The following is a 17,920-nucleotide window of genomic DNA, read 5'->3' as shown; positions in this document are numbered from 1 at the left end:
CGCTCACTATCCCCCACCGTGATGATGGTTAATGAACCGTAACCGTTAGACTTTTACAGACTCTCGGGAACGCCAGCGAACCCCGGATTGACTTCTCAGAAGGGAACTTCATGTCGGACAATAAGACCTTGCTCGTTTTTGCCCATAGCGACGAGGCTGTGGCGTTTACGGATGTCGAGCACGTCATCTCAGGTGTCGGGAAGGTCAACGCATCCGTTGCTCTGGCCGGGGAACTCGCAGATGGTTCGGTTGAGCGTGTCATCGTACTGGGAACCGCAGGTGTAGTTGGCCACGCGGGCGAGGATCGCCCGAGCTTGGACACCATTTACCAGGTGACGAAGCTAATCCAGCACGACTTCCCGCTACCCTCTGCAGATGTTGATCCGACCGGCGAGGTTCTTTTGCCAGAACTTCAGGTCACCATGGCGACCGGCGACGTCTTTGTCTCTGACGATGAGCAGCGCATCCACATTTCCGGGCTCGGAGCGTCGCTAGTGGATATGGAAGGCTACGCCTACGCGAGCATCTGCCAGCGATTCAATGTGCCGCTACAGATCTTCAAAATCCCCTCCGACTACGCAGACAGCTCGGCATCCATCGATGATTGGGATGAGATCGCCAAGCAGAAGAGCTTCCAGTTGCGCGAGTTCTTTGACAAGAATCTGCGTTAGGATTCAAGGCTCCAGATGCCCAATGGCCGAATAGCGCATCGATATTCGGCCGGGCACAGCAGCCTGAAATATGACGTTGTAGTCGAGCTCTAGTGGGCGTTAAACCAACGAAACACGCGAAACGACACCGCTTTCATGGTTGATCAGGCTTCCCATTCGATACAGTGAGCGCATGACGCCACGGACCGAGCAACCAAATGGTGGCAGCGAACTATCAACGCCACGCCACCATCAACTCATCATTTCGCTTTTCGGGCTCTATGCTCGTGCCCATGGTGGCGAGCTGCAGGTGTCAACGATCATTTCATTGATGAATGACGTTGGTGTTGAATCGGCTGGTGTACGCTCGTCGATTTCCCGGCTAAAGAAACGTGGAATCATTGACAGCGTCAAGGTCAACAACAGGAACGGCTACGCACTCTCAAACTCAGCGCTTGTCGCCTTTGCCGAAGGCGATGAACGGATTTTTTCCCCGCGTAGGGCAACAGCTACGAGTCGCTGGTTGCTGGCAACGTTCACAGTACCCGAGTCGCAGCGAAATATCCGACACAAGATTCGTTCCACTCTGATTCGTATGGGGTTTGGTGCCGTTGCGCCGGGGTTGTGGATCGCACCGGAACATCTCAAAAATGAAGCGCTCTCCTATTTCGAACGCCATGACTTGGCAAACTATTTTGAGTTTTTTCTCGCAGACCATATAGGCACGCATGAACTTGCCAAGAATGTAGGTCTCTGGTGGGACCTTGAGTCCCTAGATTTGTTGTATTCGGAATTTCTGGAGAACAACCAACCGCTGCTCAAGAAGTGGACTGATTTGACAGCATCAGAGGACCTCGCTGGACGGGACTCCGAGGCATTTGCTGACTACCTCATCTTGATCACTCAATGGCGTCGCTTGCCCTATTCGGACCCCGGGTTGCCCAGCGAGCTCCTACCCGAAGACTGGAATGCGATTGCAGCATCCGAACTGTTTGGGCAACTCCACAAGATCCTGGGAGACAAGGCAGCTCGTCATGCCGAGCATGTCATCAGCACCCAGGCTACGGCCGAAGTCTAAATTCCGATAGGTATCGCGGCGGTACCCAAAGCAGCCCGCCTCCCTGGTCACATGATGAGCAGGAAGGCGAGCTGCTTTTGTAGGTTCTACGACCGTCCTTGTTGCCGGGTTTGAATGACAGCAACTCCCTGAATCTCGATGAGCGCTTCCTCTTGCCATAGCCGGCTAACGCCGATGCCGGCCATCGCCGGGTACTTACGCCCTGCCATTTCGCGCCACAGTTTGCCAATCTCCCGACCGTTGGCCATGTAATCATCAACATCCGTGAGGTAAATCGTGACCGAAACTAGGTCTTCTGGCTGGCCTCCTGCTTCTTCCAAAGTGGTCAGCACGTTCCCGAACGCCTGCCTAAACTGCTCCACGATCCCACCGGGAACAATCTGCATGTTTTTGTCCAGAGCTGTTTGACCGCCTAGGTAGACAGTCTCACCTGCACGGATTCCATGAGCATAGCCAGAGGGCTTTGGCAGAGATTCTGGGTTGACGGTGAGGTTTTCAAAGACTGTAGTTTCGGCCATGATGATCCCCTTCAGAGATTCGATGCGATATCCAAATTAGGTCTAGCGCACAAATTGTGATGCGTGCTACATTGAGCATAAGTGACGGCGGTAAAAAAGTCGATACATTGGTCTCAGGGAGAAAGCACACAATGAAACTTGCTTCGATTCAATTCAAAACGCAGCGCTTGGCGGCCGTGGTAGTCGACGGCGGTTATGTTCCATTGCAGGCCCAAAACCTCAGCGAATTCCTCCGGGACGAGCAGTGGCGGAATCTTGCACGGCAAGCCGTTGTTTCGGGATCAAGCAATTTCATCGCGGCTAACGAGGCAACCATCCTCAATCCGATCCCGACCCCAACCAAGGTCATCTGCTGCGGGCTGAACTACTCCGACCATATTTTGGAAATGGGTCGCGAGCTGCCCGAATACCCCACCCTCTTCGCCAAATTCGCCGATACGCTCACGGATCCGAATGCACAGATTTTCAGCGAAAACTCCGAATCAGTCGATTGGGAAGCCGAGTTGGCGGTGGTGGTTGGCTCTACCCTGTGCCAAGCAACCGAAAAGGACGCACTCGAGGCGATCGCCGGCTACACGGTGGCAAATGACATCTCCATGCGCGATTGGCAACGCCGGACCCTCCAATGGTTTCAAGGCAAGGCTTTTGACGGCACCACCCCACTTGGCCCCTACCTCGTAACCCCGGACGAGCTCGACCCGGTCGCCGGTGTCGAGGTGATCTGTCGGATCAATGGTGAAGAAGTCCAGCGCGGAAACACCCGGACCTTGGTCTTCGCGGCAGCATCGCTACTGTCCTATATCTCCAGTTTCACGACACTCCGTGCCGGGGATGTGGTGCTCACCGGAACTCCGGGAGGTGTCGGCATGGGGATGACCCCACCGCGTTTCCTTCGCTCGGGAGACGTGCTCTCCACCGAAATTCCGGGCATCGGCGAACTGGTAAACACATTCACCCTGCGCGTCTCGGCCGACGCTTAACCGCTGGGTTCCTTCGCTTCACCCTATACTTCAGCTCACATTTCCAAAGGAGAAAAACCATGACTGAAACACCAATGGTCTACCGCACCGAAGGCGACAACTCAATATATGCCGGCGCAGACGGTGTAGTGGTCCCAGTTGTCACCCGGTCTGGAGAAGAAGACACCAACACGGCTCAGTCCGGCGACTGCGTTCGAGTCTCCGGCGTCAGTATCCAGCACACCCCGGCCACCAAAATCTGGTTCGGGCAGGTCTCCAACACTCCGGGCTACCGTTCACTTCCGCACCACCATGGTGAGGCAGAAACCGGAGGCTACGTCTTGCGTGGCCACGGCCGGATCTACTTCGGTGAGAACTACGAGCAGTATCTGGACATGGCCGCAGGCGACTGGGTATTCGTACCGCCGTTCATGCCGCACGTCGAAGCAAACATGTCGGTCACCGAGGAACTTGTCTGGCTCACCGCCCGTACGCCAGAAAACATTGTGGTCAATCTGGACGACGTTGATGACGCATCGTTGGAAGGGTACCGCCGAGTATGAACTCCCAGACCCTGGATTCCCAGACCTTCCTGAAAGCCATCGAACTCACCGAAACAACACCGGAAGTTTTTGATCAGGCTTTTAATGCCACCCCGCAGTACGCGCCATGGCCCAAGGCCTACGGGGGCGACATGGTGGCCCAAGGCGCCATGTCCATGATGCGCTCGGTGGACGATGACCGCGAGCTGCACTCAATGCACTCCTACTTCCTGCGCCCCGTCGACATGCACGAGCCGGTGCGCTACGAAGTGGAGCACCTGCGCGACGGCCGCGGATATTCCACCCGCCAGGTGCGCGGGTTCCAGAACGGCAAGCCGGTCTTCTCTGCCCTGGGCTCCTTCCACGTGCCGGAGCAGGGCCCGGACCTGTCCATTCAAGCCCCGGAGGGCTCCTTCGATCTGGATCCGGAGTCGCTTGACAGCGCCGCGCAGGCGCTGGCCGGCGCGGAGGGCACGGACGCCGAGTACTGGTCCACCGGGCGTAGCTTCGAGATGCGGCATGTTCCTTCCCCGGTCTATCTGTCTGTTGAAGGACACACCGAGCCGCATCAGGCGGTCTGGGTGAAGGCATTCTCGCCGTTGCCGGATGACAAGATCATTCAGCGGGCGGCTCTGACCTACGTCTGCGACTACACCATCCTTGAACCGATCCTGCGTAGCCTGAAACTGCCTTGGCGCACCGAGGGCCTGAGCACCGCAAGCTTGGACCATTCAATGTGGTTCCACCGTGAAGGCCGGGTGGATCAATGGGTGCTCTACGTTCAGGAAGCGGTCTCAAGCCAGAACAACCGCGGCCTGGCCTTGGGACGTTTCTACTCCCGGGACGGCAAGCTTCTGGCTACCGTCGCCCAAGAGGGAATGATTCGCGGCCCGCGCGGTTAGTTCATTCACCCACTACTCGTTCACGTTCCGCACCCGACGAATTGAACTCTGGAGATACGACATGCCTCTATCACCCTCGTCCCACGTTGATAGCTTCACTCGAGACCATCTACCGCCACTCGAACAGTGGCCGACGCTGGAATTTACCTTGCCGGAGCTGCAGTACCCCGACCGGATGAACGCGGCCACCGTGCTGATCGACGACGCCGTCGCCGCCTTCGGCGCGGATCGTCCGGCCCTGCTGGCGCCCGACGGAACCACCCTCAGCTACGGGCAGCTGCTGACCCGCTCCAACCAGGTGGCGCAGATGCTGGTGGAGGACTTCGGCATTCTCCCGGGTAACCGGGTCATGCTGCGCGGACCGAACAACGCCTGGCTGGTCGCCTGCTGGCTGGGCGTGCTCAAGGCGGGGGCCGTCGCGGTGACCACCATGGCCGCGCTGCGCGCCCAGGAGATCGCGGGCATCACGGACTTGACCAGGCCGTCAGTCGCCCTGTGCGACCACCGCTTCATCGAGGACATGGTGCTCGCCGCTGATGGCGCCTACCCCGTGGTGGCCTTCGGTGGCGAGGGGGACTCGGATCTGGCCGAGCTGGCCGCGGCAAAGTCCGGGCAGTTCACGAATGTGGACACCGCCGCGGACGACGTGGCGATGCTGGGCCCGACTTCCGGAACCACTGGAACGCCGAAGATCACCATGCACTTCCACCGGGACATCCTGGCCAACGCAGACACCTTTGCGCGCCATATCCTCAAGCCCACCAAGGACGACGTGTTCGCCGGGTCTCCCCCGCTGGCTTTCACCTTCGGACTCGGCGGCCTGGTCGTTTTCCCGCTGCGCTTCGGGGCCAGCTCGCTACTGACCGAGCGGGCCACCCCGGTGGAACTGGCCGAGCTCTCCCACCGGGCCGGAGCGACGGTGCTGTTCACCGCGCCCACAGCCTACCGGGCGATCATCAAAAACGGCAAGGCCGACCTGCTGCGATCGCTACGCGTCGGCGTCTCGGCCGGCGAGCACCTGCCGGCCGAAACCTGGCACCAGGTGCAGGAAGCCACCGGCCTGGAACTGGTCAACGGCATCGGCTCCACCGAGATGCTGCACGTGTTCATCTCGGCCGCCGGCGAAGACATCCGTCCCGGCCGCACGGGCACCGCGATCCCCGGTTTCCGCGCCACGATCCTGGATGAGAACGGCAAGGAGCTGGGCCCGAACGAGATCGGCCGGCTGGCGGTCATCGGCCCGACCGGCTGCCGCTACCTGGATGACGAACGCCAGCTGAACTACATCAGCGACGGCTGGAACGTCACCGGGGACGTGTTCCTGAAGGACGAAGAGGGCTATTTCATCTACCAGGCCCGCAGCGACAACATGATCGTCTCCTCCGGCTACAACATCGGGGCCCCGGAAGTGGAGAACGCGTTGAACCAGCACGACGAAGTGCTGGAAACCGCGGTCATCGCCCGCCCTGATCCGAACCGAGGCTCCATCGTATGTGCCTTCGTGGTGCTGGTGGACGGGGCCGAGCAGTCCGAAGCCAAGGCCAAGGAGCTGCAGAACTTCGTCAAGGCGACCATCGCTCCCTACAAGTACCCTCGCGAAATCCACTTCGTCGACGAGCTGCCGCACAATCCCAGCGGCAAGCTGCAGCACTTCAAGCTGCGTGAGGCGTTGAACGCCGATTCGCTGTCCTAGCCGGCAGTCCACCCCAACAAATTTTTGACCGCAGTGCCCAAGGGCATTGGCGAAAGGACAAAGACCATGAAAATCGCAGTGATCGGCGGAGGTCCGGGCGGCCTGTACTTCGGTGCCCTGATGAAGCAGCTGAACGAGGCCCACGAGGTGACGATCTGGGAACGCAACGCGGCCAGCGACACCTTCGGCTTCGGCGTGGTGTTCTCCGACGAAACCCTGGGCGGCATCGGCAACGCCGACCCGGTGATCGCCGAGTACATGTCTCGTCGCTTCGCCCGCTGGAGCGACATCGACATCCACTTCCGTGGTGCCATGCACACCGTCGGCGGCCAGGGATTCGCCGCCATGAGCCGCAAGGAGCTGCTGCAGCTGCTGCAGCGCCGTAGCATCGAGCTAGGTGTTGACGTGCGCTTCTCCACCATCGCCCCGCCGGTGGAAGAGCTAATGGCGCAGTACGACCTGGTGCTGGCTGCCGACGGCTTGAACTCCGCCACCCGCGCCAAGTTCCCCAAGTCCTTCAAGCCTTCCCTGGATCCGCGCGTTTCCAAGTACATGTGGTTGGGGACCGATCAGGTGTTCGAGGCCTTCAAGTTCTTCGTCAAGGAAACCGACGCGGGAACCATGCAGATTCACGGCTATCCGTACTCCGATCAGGGCTCCACCTTCATCGTCGAGATGCACGAGGACGTGTGGCGCGCCGCCGGCTTCGATGAAAGCGAAAACGAGGTCTTCCCTCCGGGCGTGAGCGACATGAAATCGGTGTCCAAGATCAAGGAGATCTTCGCGGACGAGCTGGCCGGCTATGAGGTGCTGACCAACAATTCCAAGTGGATCAACTTCACCACGGTGCGCAACCAGCACTGGCGCCACGAGAACATCGTGCTGCTAGGCGATGCGGCGCACACCGCGCACTTCTCCATCGGCTCGGGCACCAAACTCGCCATGGAAGATTCGCTGGCTCTGGCCGCCTGCCTGCACGAGCACAGCTCGGTTCAGGCGGCGCTTGAAGCCTACGAAACCGAACGCCGCCCGGTGGTTGAATCCACCCAGCGCGCCGCCCAGGCATCGCTTGAATGGTTTGAGAACATCGGCCAGTACAAGGACCAGGACCCAATCCAGTTCTGCTTCAACCTGCTCACCCGCTCGCGCCGCATCACCTATGACAACCTCAAGCTGCGCGACCCCGAGTTTGCCGCCACCGTGGATCAGGATTTTGCACGCTTGAACGGATCCGAGGTGGTCGCCCCAGCGATGTTCCAGCCGCACAAGATCGGCGAGCTGGAGCTCGCCAACCGAGTGGTGGTCTCCCCCATGGACATGTACTCGGCGGTCGACGGCGTGCCCGGCGACTTCCACCTGGTCCACCTGGGCTCCAAGGCCATGGGCGGCGCCGGCCTGGTGATGACCGAAATGGTCTGCGTCTCGGACATCGGCCGCATCACCCCGGGCTGCACCGGCCTATACACAGACGAGCAGGGCGCCGCGTGGAAACGAATCACCCAGTACGTGCACAGTAACTCGCAGGCAAAGATCGGTGCCCAGATCGGCCACTCAGGACGCAAGGGCTCCACCAAACTCATGTGGGAAGGACTTGACGAGCCGTTGGAGGAGGGCAACTGGGCAGTACTGGCCCCCTCAGCGCTACCGTACGGCGAGGGCTGCCACGTCCCGGTGGAAATCAGCCGCGCCCAGATGGACGAGGTCCGCGAACAGTTTGTGGTTGCTGCCAAGCGAGCCGACGAGGCAGGTTTCGACCTGCTTGAGGTGCACGCCGCGCACGGCTACCTGCTCTCCTCGTTCCTCTCCCCGCTTTCCAACCAGCGTACCGACGAATACGGCGGCTCGCTGGAAAACCGCCTGCGTTTCCCGCTGGAGGTACTGGACGCGGTGCGTGCCGTGTGGCCGGCGCACAAGCCGCTGGGCGCCCGCATCTCCGCCACCGACTGGGCCGAGGGCGGCAACACCGAGAACGACGCGCTGGAAATCGCCAAGGCATTCATCGTCCACGGCATCAACTCGATCGATGTCTCTTCGGGCCAGATCATCCGCGATGAGCGTCCAGCCTTCGGCCGAAGCTACCAGACCCCGTTTGCCGATAAGATCCGCAACCAGGTTGCCGCAGCCGCCGGAGTCACGGTTATTGCCGTGGGTGCCATCAGCTCCTACGACGATGTGAACTCGATCCTTTTGGCAGGTCGCGCCGATCTTGTGGCGCTGGGACGCACCCACCTGTACAACCCGCAGTGGACCCTGCAGGCAGCGGCAGAGCAGGACTACGTGGGAACGGGAGCCACCTGGCCGATTCAGTTCAAGGCCGGACGCCGCAAGCCGCCGAGCGCACGCACCGACGCGGTCCGCCCGCGCCTGTCGCTGCTCGCGGAAAATGTCCAGGACGAGCAAACCCATCTGCGCTGGACACCTACAAGGGATACAGTAAACGACGACCTGTTACCCAGCATCTAGACCTGATCCGTACGCAGTTTGTAGATTCCGCCCCAAGGACAGTGCCCACGACCCGTTGCTCGACGAGTTGTGGGCACTGTCATGTTGGTTCATACGGTATCCACAAGTCGCTATCGAACGGACGTGAGCATCTTCAGTCCGGTGAGGAATGAAGGTTTGCATCCAGTCCGCCTTGCGGTTTCAGTTCGGATGAGCCGAACTTTATCCAAGGTCCCCCGAGGACTAAAGATTTGCGCAGACTGCGGCGTATCCCCTGATAACGCATAGTCTAGGGCCAAACGGCTTATGTTCAGGTTCCTCAGCAGGTTGCTGAGTACCGAAATCCCAGTACCCTTCTGAAGGCCTCGCTTCAGCTCGGCTGCCGCCCGCGGAACACCGGTTGATTCGGCCAGCTGGTCAAAAGTTTCCTGGCTGAGATCAAACCAGTCATTCCAGACAAGCGCCTGCTGGCGTGCGGCCTGGGTCCCCTCGTCCAAGGAGACCAGCGGAAAAATGTTGTCGCTGAACTCAAAATCGTGACGCTGTCGCCTAGCGAATACTGCAACATCAATGTCTTGGAACTCGGGAATGAGTGCGACCACTACCCCGGATTCTTCCGGGAATCTGAACCGGTGGTAACGCTGTTCGCCCGCATATCGCACAAATCCGCATCCGTCCGCTTCCCAATAATGCCAACGTGCGCTTTTGTCCTTAGCCGCGGCAATCACCATGTGTTCAGCGCGCAGGCCTGCACCGGCGAAAACAACCCATGACTGGACAGGCTCTTCATCATCACCGCCCGGTCGCGGCACTCCGGAGACACACTCATCGTTGAGGAAAACTGCTGACGCGGCCAGAGAGGCCACCAGCCGTTGGCTGATGGCCTCTCGAAGAGCCACCGTTCTCACCGCACCGTGCTCGTCACCGGTGAGAATACTGACATCTTCCATACCTGCAAGTAAAACCTGGACCGAGGTTGTGTCGCGCAGGAAGTGTGGACCTTCAATGATTCCCACAAGTCCCAAGGGTGCCAGAACATTGCGCACACGCTGTGCGGCATCAAGAACCCGGCCGGTATACGCCACGGATAATTCATTGAAATCAAACTCGGTGTGAATCACACTGGTCTTTCTAGGAAGTACTCCACTAGGTGCACCGATTAGTGCACTTGAATTAGATCCTAGGGCACAGGTGAGGGACCGGGATAACTAATGCCCCTTGAAAGCTTCAGCCAACCACCAGGCGCCGCCATCCGAGGCTATTTTCGCATCGATCACCAGCGGTTTGGATGGGTTCGAATCCACCCAATCCTGCACAGCATCCAGGTCCGCGCGGGTGCGGACGGTAATCCCGTCGGCACCGAATCCACGGCCGATGGCGGCGAAGTCGGTTTCTGGAAATACTACCGAACCCATATCCGGAACCTCATCGGCCTCGCCAAAGTGGTGAACTTCTGCGCCGTAAGCCGCGTCGTTATAGACAATACACACCAGCGGGAGCTTCAGGCGCACCGCGGTGTCCAACTCCGCGATCGCCATATGGAACCCGCCGTCTCCGGTGCCGAGCACCGGCAGACGGTGTGGTTGTGCCAAAGCCGCACCAATCGCGGAGTAAAGCCCCAAGCCAATCGATTGGAACGCCTGGGTGAAACAGAAACCATCTTCGTCGGGTACATCGAGGAACTGGCTTGGGTAGCCCATGAAGTTGCCCGAGTCAACGCTCACCACCCGTTCGGTCGGCAAGATGTCGTTCAGAGCCTTGGTCAAGGCCCGGGGATCTATCGACGTATCGGTGGACAGATCTGCATACTCAACCTGCTGCCAGCGGGCTTGGGTCTCGATTCGCTGTTTCACTTCTGGGGTGCGATAGCCTTTACGAACGGCGGTCTTCTGGGCGAGCAATAGCTCCAGCACGTCCTTAGCGCACTCGGCACTGTCCCCCACGACACCCAGATCGATGGGCCGATTCGCCCCCAGCGCTGGTTCGTCCAAATCCACCTGGACCACCTTGGCAGCCTTGCCGATCAGGTGTCCGTGCCTCATGGTCCACATGTTCAGCGCGCAACCGAAACCCACAATCAGATCTGCCGAGGCAATCAGCTCAGCGGTCAGCGGAGATGAAAAACCGCCAGAAATACCAAGATCAAAATCGTCAGCATTAAACAATCCCTTGGCGACTGCCGAGGTCGCCACCAGCGCACCGGTATGGCGGGCCAAGGAAAGAATCTCCTGTTTGGCGCCACGACCACCGCGACCGGCAACAAAGACCGGACGTTGCGCATTCTCAAGCAGGACGGCCAAAGCTCGCACAGAATCTCGCGAGGGACGGATCGGTTCGCGCGGCGCCACTTCAGTTGCCTCCATTCCGTGAGGCGCAGGAAGTGCCTGGATATTCAGCGGAAGGTTCAGCACCACGGTTCGGCGGTCGTTAACAGCGGTGCGGTAGGCACGCACCGTGTCTGCGACCGCACTCTGTGCGCTGTGAACCCGCTCAGAGACGGCGTAGACAGAGGCCGCGAACGAGTCCTGATCCATGGCAAAGTTCGAGTACACCGCGCTTGGCGCCGCTTCAGCTGCGAGCACGATCATCGGGGTGCGAGACTTGGCCGCCTCACCGATGCCGGTGGCCGCATTGGTCAATCCGCACCCCTGATGGACCGAAACGACACCCACCGCGCCGCTGGTACGGGAATAGGCATCTGCCATCGTTGCAGCCCCACCCTCATGACGCGCCGCGGTATAGGGCACCCCGTGATTAATGAGCGCATTGGTAATGGTGAAGTTGCCGCTGCCGACAACACCAAAAACATGACCCACGCCGAGTTCCGCGAGGGTTTTTCCGACTAGTTCTGCAACGTTCATGGATCGCTCCTTTGTTTTCTGCGCCCCATACGGGAATACAGCAATGGGACACTCTGATGATGCGTGGCAGCCCTGATCGTGATGGCTGCAACAACGCCTATTCGTTGGGAACCAATGCGAGCACCCTCGCGGGTGCTCCGGTTCCACCAACGATGGGAAGTGGGGCAACTACAATTAGGGATCCGCTGAGAGGCAGCTTGTCTAGATTCTTCAGTGACGTCACACCATATTTGTCATTGCCAAGCAAAAAATTGTGCATTGGAAATGGCGGGTCTAGCTGAGCGGCATTGCCCGCGTCGATTCCGACAGTTTCGACTCCTACGCCCGATATATCCAGATTCAGGGCAATATGCCTCGCGCACTCGGCCGTGAACCCAGGCGTATGCGAACCAGTCTCATCTGCATTGAGGAATGCTTGACGATCACTTCCGTACTGATCCCAACCTGTTCGGAACAACAGCCAAGCGTTCGACGGGAACGAGCCGTGATTTCTCTGCCATTCTTCTAGGTCGTCGATGGTGATCAGGTAGTCTGGATTGTTTGCCACCTTGTCTCTAAAATCAAGGACAACACCCGCCCCGACAAGCCTTTTCGGATCGATCTGCGAGACATCTTTACCATCCCGTCCCGTCACCCAGTGAATGGGTGCATCTAGGTGCGTACCAATGTGCTCACCAGTATGAATATTGTGGTGCTTCCAAAACGGTCCCGGACTGTCGTACGCGGACACTTCTTCTAGATTAAAATCTATGAGGTTTGCGAATGGCTCGGGCAGAACTAAAGTCGGCGTGTCTTTGGACAGCGGAGTGGTTAGATCCTGAACCGTGAAAGTACCTGATGCCAGGGAAGCGAGAAGTATGTTTGTTTGGCTCATTTTTCTCCCATGCAGAAATTGGAATTTGGACCCTCGCACTAATATCGAACGCCTGTGACGATCGTCACGAGGTGATGCTAGTAAATCTATCAGAGGCCAAAGACCAATCAAGCAACCTCCTCAAATGAGTCACCGTCGGACCATTACACTTTCCTCCTCCAATGGAGCGAAAATGCAACCCCAAACCACTTGCACCCCTCAGGCTTTCGTGAATCAAGACTGACACTAAACCCTCTTATGTATATCTTTTAGCGCAAATACAATCACTACAATTAGATAAAGCAATGACCTTAGTCAATTTCAATCGATTCGAGAGCTTGCCCCCGGCGCAGCAAGTTTGCCGCGCAAGAATTCCCGTGGCGCATTCAGTGCGAGAGCACCCCTAAGCGAAGGTGCGGAGACTTATTGACGCTCGACACACCATTCCTATAACTTCACTGTGACCCACCTCTCACATTGAAATGGAGTGTCCCGTCATGTCCAAATCCACTCATCGCCCACCATTGGATCGCCTCAAAAGAGAGTTCCCGTCAGGGTCAAGATCTCTTCAGAACATGTTGACTCAGCAGGCGTCATCCATTCCAGATGAAGTCTTGTATCGCTTCGATGGCTGTACTGTCACCAATACACAGGCAACGAACATCGCCGCTCGCGGTGCCTGGACCCTAAAACAATACGGCGTCACTCCAGGAGATCGAATTGCACTAATATGCGACAACATTCCTGAATTCTTTGAAGTTTTCCTCGGAGCAGCCTGGTTAGGAGCCGTAACGGTTCCACTAAATACGGCGGCCAAGGGAGAACAACTTCAGCACATGCTCGAAAACAGTGGAGCAGAACTGCTCGTTGCCGGAGACCATCATCTAGAAAAACTGGGGCTCCTCGACGTATCGGGCTTGGCACTAAAGACTGTCCTCACCATTGGCCCTAATTCACCGAACCTCGTAGACGAATCAAACCTTTCAACTCACGAGTGGAAACTGTCAGACTCCACACTCGAAGCGCATGATGCGGACGATTCCGATCCGCTAGTCATTCTCTACACTTCCGGGACCACTGGAGTTTCTAAAGGTGTAGTCTGCTCGCACGCACAGTATTTCTGGTGGGCATTTCACAACGCCGATATTCTGGAATTGACCGCCGGCGACGTCCTGCTCACATCACTGCCACTCTTTCACACCAATGCTCTAAGCACGTTCTTCCAAGCACTCATCACTGGATCTAGCGCATTTTTCAAGCACCGTTTCTCGGTTTCGGGCTTTCTCCCGTCACTTCGTGAATCAGACGCAACCGTCACCTACCTATTGGGCGCCATGGTGCCGTTTCTCCTGTCCATGCCCCCTTCCGAAGCCGACAAGCAGCACAATGTGCGAGTCATTTTGGCCCCAGGCGTTCCAGCTGAAGCCGCACGAGAATTTGAATCGAGGTTCAACACTCACCTTCTCGATGGTTTCGCTTCAACTGAGTCAAATTTTGTCATTGGTTCCAGCTATCCAGAACGTAAGACTGGCACAATGGGCACGGTTCGTCCAGGATTTGAAGCAGCAGTCGTTGACGAACGAGGAATTGCTGTTCCGGATGGAACACCGGGTGAATTATTACTACGCGCTGACGAGCCTAACGCATTCTCTTCCGGTTACTTCCAAATGCCTGAAAAGACCATCGAAACGTGGAAGAACTTGTGGCTACATACTGGCGACAGAGTCATCCGTGACCACGAAGGATACTTTGTTTTCAAGGACCGGATCAAAGACGTAATTCGCAGACGTGGCGAGAACATCTCGTCTTTCGAAGTCGAACAAGCCATCTGTCGACACCCTGCTGTCAAACATGTCGCTGTATATCCGGTGCAGTCCGAGCTAGCGGAAGACGAAGTGATGGCGTCATTGGTACTTAATGACGGATTTATTTTAGACCCACTCACCCTCATGAATCATTGCCAGCCTATTCTTTCCTACTTTGCTATTCCGAGATACGTAGATATCGTTGCTCAACTGCCAACTACAGAGAACGGAAAAATCAAGAAATTTGTTTTGAGAGAAACCGGAATCACACCAACAACGTGGGACAGAGACAACTCAACATATGTACTCACGAGATAACCCGATCGCACCATGCGATGACTTTAGATCCACGATTGAGGAGGACAAAATGGGCACCAAAGGTGTTACTCAGCAAAACGGCTCTCGCGACGTCAAGAAATACGTGATAGCCTCGCTCTTTGGCAGCGCTCTAGAATGGTACGACTTTTTCTTGTATGCGACTGCCGCCTCGTTAGTTTTAGGTCGCCTTTTCTTTCCTGCCGGCGTCGACCCGCTTGTAGGAACGATGGGTGCATTCGCCGGTTTTGCGGTAGGTTTCGCGGCTCGACCGCTGGGAGGACTCATTTTTGGCCATATTGGCGACAAAGTAAGTAGGAAGACTTCTCTTGTTTTGACACTATCGATCATGGGCGCAGCGACATTCCTCATGGGGTTGCTACCCACATACGGGCAGGTTGGTATTGTTGCGCCAATCCTTCTGATCCTATTGAGAATTGTTCAAGGCATTGCGGCAGGTGGCGAATGGGGCGGCGGAGTCCTTCTCATCAGCGAAAACTCTGGGGCCGAACGACGGGGCTTGCTCTCGGCGTTCAGTCAGTCCGGGGTGTCCTTGGGATTCGTGCTATCCGCAGGAGCATTCTTCTTGGTTCAGCTGCTGCCTGAAGAACAATTCCTCAGTTGGGGTTGGCGAATTCCGTTCATGCTCTCGCTCCTGATTTTTGTCGTAGGAATGTACATTCGTTTCAGGTTGCCTGACAACACTGATTTCAAAGATTCAAATGAACCGAAACACAGTAGCGTCCCCGTGATCGAAGCACTGAAAACGCATCCGAAGGAAATCCTCATTGGAATGGGACTGCGCATCGCCGAAAATGGTGGCTCCTACCTATTCCTGTCCTTCTCGATCGTTTACGGTGTCCATGTTGGGGTTGACCAAGGAATTCTACTTATCGGCTGCATGCTTTCGATGATCATGTCATTCGGAACCACGCTTTTCTTCGGGCATCTATCCGACAAGATTGGTCGCCGTAGGGTCTATACATTCGGTGCACTCATGCTCATTGTCCTTGCGTTCCCTTTCTTCACGCTCATTCAGTCAGATTCTGCGCCATTGATTCTTCTAGCCTTCTTTATGGCCAACGGGCTATGTCATGCCGCAATGATTGGAGCTCAGCCGGCATTCTTCCATGAACTATTCTCTGCCAAGATTCGATACTCCGCCATGTCGATAGCCCACGAAGTAGCAGCCGTTGTAGCCGGTGGCCTAGCTCCCCTTATCGCCACGGCATTGCTGCTGAAATATGACAGCTCCATCCCCGTCTCCATCTATGCCATCATTTTGGCTTGCATCACTTTGATAGCGTTGGCATTTTCGAGGAATCTCGGTCAGCGCAGAGTTCAGGCCAACGGGCAAGGGCACGAAAGCACTCCAGATAAACATTTCATCGTCGAATCCGAGGTCAAGTGATGCGAGCCTCGATTCGGCAAGGATACGAAGGCGTCGCCGTAGCGGTACCTGTTACCGTCCCTTATTCACGTCATTCGGAACACCCGGTTCAGTGGTGGATCGGACAAGCATTGCGCAAGCTTTGTGAGGAGTCCGGGATCTCTAAGGATCAGATCGATGGTTTGTCTCTTTCATCATTCACCTTGGCACCCGACGGTCCAGCAGCCATGACACAACATTTGGGGCTCAGTCCTCGATGGGTCGATGGAATCGCGATGGGTGGGGCGTCCAGTCTCGTTGGACTCCGGCGAGCGGCCAGGGCAGTCCAAGCAGGAGATGCAACTATAGTGGCTTGCATCGGTGCCGACATCAACAAGCCCGGCGCGTTCCGTGATCTGGTCACTTCATTCAGCCGTTTCTCACAAGATGCAGCTTATCCCTACGCCGGAGCTGGTCCCAATGGAAGCTTTGCAATGCTGACTAACCATTACATGCGTCAGTTCGGCGCAACGGCCGGGGACTTCGGAAAGTTAGCTGTTTCTCAACGCCTGAATGCCGGATCTAACCCGATTGCTCTATTGAAGGATCCACTGACAATTGACGACTATCTCCGCAGTCGCCTCATTGCCGACCCACTCCGTTTATTTGACTGTGTGATGCCTTGCTCCGGCGCTGAAGCATACCTCGTCATGCATTCCGTCACTGCGGAGGCGCTGGGTATCGACTACGCAGTCCTCCTAAGCGCGATTGAGCGGCATAATGCCTTTCCCAAAGACGAAATCCAGACACGTGGCGGATGGCAAGTTGATTCCCAAGAATTGTGGGATATGGCAGGGGTTTCCCATACGGACATCGACGTCGTGCAGACTTACGATGACTATCCAGTCATTTCAATGATTCAGTTTGAAGATCTAGGTTTCTGTGCCAAGGGCGAAGGGCCAGAATTCGTCCGCAACCATACGTTTACTACAAATGGATCATTCCCGCATAACACGTCCGGCGGGCAGCTCTCGACGGGGCAAGCCGGTGCCGCAGGTGGGCATCTTGGCACCGTCGAACTGCTCAGGCAGATCTTGCATAAACCGCTCGGAGAACAGACAAAGGAATGCGCGACCGGGCTCGTGTCTGGATTTGGAATGATCAATTATGACCGTGGTCTTTGCACAGCTGCAGCAATCTTGACTCGGAGCGAATCATGACCAAAACATCACAATTCAATGCCGTTCAGCCACCTGCGGCGCGGAGTTCCACAGCCTTGGGCCTTTTACGAGGCGCGTTCTGCGGCAATCTCACGTTGCAGTCTTGCATCGACTGCGGTGAGATCCAGTACCCACCTAGTGATGCGTGCAGAATTTGCCTCTGTGGAGAATTTTCGTGGAAGCCTGTTGATGGTTCGGGAATTCTACTGGCCGAAACACTCATTCGGGTCAGCAACGAGCCCTACTTCTCCGAGCGGCTTCCTTGGCGAATAGGAATGGTGCGCAATATCAATGATGTTTCTTTAGTTTGCCACCTCTTGCCAGGTTGCAGCGTAGATCAAAAAGTCATCGTCGACATTCGAATAGATGAGTCGGGACGCCCTGTATTGGTAGCCCGACCTGAGATTGAAAGCAGGGTTCATGAAACGGACGTTCCGAGGCCATGGGGGAATGAATTTAATAGTTCACTTGTTGGCAAGAAGATCTTGTTGGATGACATCAATTCGCCGTTTGCGCAAGAGCTTATCCAACTCGCACTGACGCACGGGGCAAGTTCAGTGGCGTCCGCCAAGCATGGCCGTGGCACGAACGACGAAATTTTCATTCGAATGAACTGATTCGATGCCCGCCTTCTCGCTGCCAGGCATCCACAGGAATAGAAAACCGATTCACGATTCGTGGATGCCTGTCGGCAGGCCAAGCTCTTGGGCCGA

15 protein-coding genes are annotated in these 17,920 nt (G+C 56.8%); 11 read left to right on the top strand and 4 right to left on the bottom strand.

From position 1 onward, the window contains the following. Positions 1–110: 110 nt before the first annotated feature. A complete protein-coding gene (locus tag ACIOWL_RS07195) occupies positions 111–671 on the top strand; it encodes a purine-nucleoside phosphorylase (protein WP_400383095.1) in 561 nt (186 codons plus the stop codon). A 172-nt stretch (positions 672–843) separates the two neighbouring features. Beyond that, positions 844–1,728, top strand: a complete 885-nt coding sequence (locus tag ACIOWL_RS07190) for a PaaX family transcriptional regulator C-terminal domain-containing protein (protein WP_400383093.1) — start codon at positions 844–846, stop codon at positions 1,726–1,728. 86 nt (positions 1,729–1,814) lie between these two features. On the opposite strand, the gene ACIOWL_RS07185 is transcribed toward ACIOWL_RS07190, so the two are convergent. Beyond that, positions 1,815–2,246 (bottom strand): RidA family protein, encoded by a 432-nt coding sequence (locus ACIOWL_RS07185; protein WP_400383091.1) that lies wholly within the window; start codon positions 2,244–2,246, stop codon positions 1,815–1,817. 131 nt (positions 2,247–2,377) lie between these two features. Between ACIOWL_RS07185 and ACIOWL_RS07180 the strand changes: the two genes are divergently transcribed. From ACIOWL_RS07180 to ACIOWL_RS07160, 5 genes are all read left to right on the top strand, one after another. Next, positions 2,378–3,226 carry a fumarylacetoacetate hydrolase family protein gene (locus ACIOWL_RS07180; RefSeq protein ID WP_400383089.1) on the top strand — a complete coding sequence of 283 codons (849 nt, stop codon included), beginning with the start codon at positions 2,378–2,380 and terminating at the stop codon, positions 3,224–3,226. 59 nt (positions 3,227–3,285) lie between these two features. Further along, a complete protein-coding gene (locus ACIOWL_RS07175; protein ID WP_400383087.1) occupies positions 3,286–3,768 on the top strand; it encodes a cupin domain-containing protein in 483 nt (160 codons plus the stop codon). Next, positions 3,765–4,649 carry an acyl-CoA thioesterase gene (locus ACIOWL_RS07170; protein WP_400383085.1) on the top strand — a complete coding sequence of 295 codons (885 nt, stop codon included), beginning with the start codon at positions 3,765–3,767 and terminating at the stop codon, positions 4,647–4,649. The genes ACIOWL_RS07175 and ACIOWL_RS07170 overlap by 4 nt, the downstream gene beginning before the upstream one ends. A gap of 61 nt (positions 4,650–4,710) precedes the next feature. After that, positions 4,711–6,342, top strand: coding sequence for an AMP-binding protein (locus tag ACIOWL_RS07165; RefSeq protein ID WP_400383083.1), 1,632 nt, complete (start codon positions 4,711–4,713; stop codon positions 6,340–6,342). Positions 6,343–6,408: 66 nt separating this feature from the next. Next, complete coding sequence (locus ACIOWL_RS07160; protein ID WP_400383082.1) at positions 6,409–8,805, top strand: bifunctional salicylyl-CoA 5-hydroxylase/oxidoreductase; 2,397 nt, start codon at positions 6,409–6,411, stop codon at positions 8,803–8,805. A 110-nt stretch (positions 8,806–8,915) separates the two neighbouring features. On the opposite strand, the gene ACIOWL_RS07155 is transcribed toward ACIOWL_RS07160, so the two are convergent. The 3 genes from ACIOWL_RS07155 to ACIOWL_RS07145 form a co-directional block, all read right to left on the bottom strand. Beyond that, positions 8,916–9,905 carry a hypothetical protein gene (locus tag ACIOWL_RS07155; RefSeq protein WP_400383078.1) on the bottom strand — a complete coding sequence of 330 codons (990 nt, stop codon included), beginning with the start codon at positions 9,903–9,905 and terminating at the stop codon, positions 8,916–8,918. An 87-nt stretch (positions 9,906–9,992) separates the two neighbouring features. Then, positions 9,993–11,645: a thiamine pyrophosphate-binding protein gene (locus ACIOWL_RS07150; protein WP_400383077.1), complete on the bottom strand. Its 1,653-nt coding sequence runs from the start codon at positions 11,643–11,645 to the stop codon at positions 9,993–9,995. Between the two features lie 97 nt (positions 11,646–11,742). Further along, positions 11,743–12,519 (bottom strand): cyclase family protein, encoded by a 777-nt coding sequence (locus tag ACIOWL_RS07145; protein ID WP_400383076.1) that lies wholly within the window; start codon positions 12,517–12,519, stop codon positions 11,743–11,745. Between the two features lie 476 nt (positions 12,520–12,995). On the opposite strand from ACIOWL_RS07145, the gene ACIOWL_RS07140 reads away from it, so the two are divergent. From ACIOWL_RS07140 to ACIOWL_RS07125, 4 genes are read left to right on the top strand one after another with little or no spacing between them, the layout of a single operon-like run. Then, on the top strand, positions 12,996–14,621 hold the full coding sequence (locus ACIOWL_RS07140; protein WP_400383075.1) for an ATP-dependent acyl-CoA ligase: 1,626 nt from the start codon (positions 12,996–12,998) through the stop codon (positions 14,619–14,621). A gap of 49 nt (positions 14,622–14,670) precedes the next feature. Further along, positions 14,671–16,029 (top strand): MFS transporter, encoded by a 1,359-nt coding sequence (locus ACIOWL_RS07135; RefSeq protein WP_400383074.1) that lies wholly within the window; start codon positions 14,671–14,673, stop codon positions 16,027–16,029. Continuing rightward, positions 16,029–17,207, top strand: coding sequence for a thiolase family protein (locus ACIOWL_RS07130; protein WP_400383072.1), 1,179 nt, complete (start codon positions 16,029–16,031; stop codon positions 17,205–17,207). Before ACIOWL_RS07135 ends, ACIOWL_RS07130 begins: the two co-directional genes overlap by 1 nt. Further along, positions 17,204–17,824, top strand: coding sequence for a Zn-ribbon domain-containing OB-fold protein (locus ACIOWL_RS07125; protein WP_400383071.1), 621 nt, complete (start codon positions 17,204–17,206; stop codon positions 17,822–17,824). The genes ACIOWL_RS07130 and ACIOWL_RS07125 overlap by 4 nt, the downstream gene beginning before the upstream one ends. Positions 17,825–17,920: the final 96 nt, after the last annotated feature.

It is taken from the genome of Glutamicibacter sp. NPDC087344, from assembly GCF_044744225.1.
Lineage (GTDB): Bacteria > Actinomycetota > Actinomycetes > Actinomycetales > Micrococcaceae > Glutamicibacter.
Note: the sequence above shows the minus strand (reverse complement) of the source record. Positions and strands in the feature narration are given on the sequence as shown.

Bases quoted from the DNA above. Each gene is read 5' to 3' on its own strand.
- ACIOWL_RS07175 (WP_400383087.1), top strand. From the start codon at position 3,286: ATGACTGAAACACCAATGGTCTACCGCACCGAAGGCGACAACTCAATA.
- ACIOWL_RS07190 (WP_400383093.1), top strand. From the start codon at position 844: ATGACGCCACGGACCGAGCAACCAAATGGTGGCAGCGAACTATCAACG.
- ACIOWL_RS07195 (WP_400383095.1), top strand. From the start codon at position 111: ATGTCGGACAATAAGACCTTGCTCGTTTTTGCCCATAGCGACGAGGCT.
- ACIOWL_RS07140 (WP_400383075.1), top strand. From the start codon at position 12,996: ATGTCCAAATCCACTCATCGCCCACCATTGGATCGCCTCAAAAGAGAG.
- ACIOWL_RS07185 (WP_400383091.1), bottom strand. From the start codon at position 2,246: ATGGCCGAAACTACAGTCTTTGAAAACCTCACCGTCAACCCAGAATCT.
- ACIOWL_RS07160 (WP_400383082.1), top strand. From the start codon at position 6,409: ATGAAAATCGCAGTGATCGGCGGAGGTCCGGGCGGCCTGTACTTCGGT.
- ACIOWL_RS07125 (WP_400383071.1), top strand. From the start codon at position 17,204: ATGACCAAAACATCACAATTCAATGCCGTTCAGCCACCTGCGGCGCGG.
- ACIOWL_RS07130 (WP_400383072.1), top strand. From the start codon at position 16,029: ATGCGAGCCTCGATTCGGCAAGGATACGAAGGCGTCGCCGTAGCGGTA.
- ACIOWL_RS07135 (WP_400383074.1), top strand. From the start codon at position 14,671: ATGGGCACCAAAGGTGTTACTCAGCAAAACGGCTCTCGCGACGTCAAG.
- ACIOWL_RS07145 (WP_400383076.1), bottom strand. From the start codon at position 12,519: ATGAGCCAAACAAACATACTTCTCGCTTCCCTGGCATCAGGTACTTTC.
- ACIOWL_RS07150 (WP_400383077.1), bottom strand. From the start codon at position 11,645: ATGAACGTTGCAGAACTAGTCGGAAAAACCCTCGCGGAACTCGGCGTG.
- ACIOWL_RS07170 (WP_400383085.1), top strand. From the start codon at position 3,765: ATGAACTCCCAGACCCTGGATTCCCAGACCTTCCTGAAAGCCATCGAA.
- ACIOWL_RS07180 (WP_400383089.1), top strand. From the start codon at position 2,378: ATGAAACTTGCTTCGATTCAATTCAAAACGCAGCGCTTGGCGGCCGTG.
- ACIOWL_RS07165 (WP_400383083.1), top strand. From the start codon at position 4,711: ATGCCTCTATCACCCTCGTCCCACGTTGATAGCTTCACTCGAGACCAT.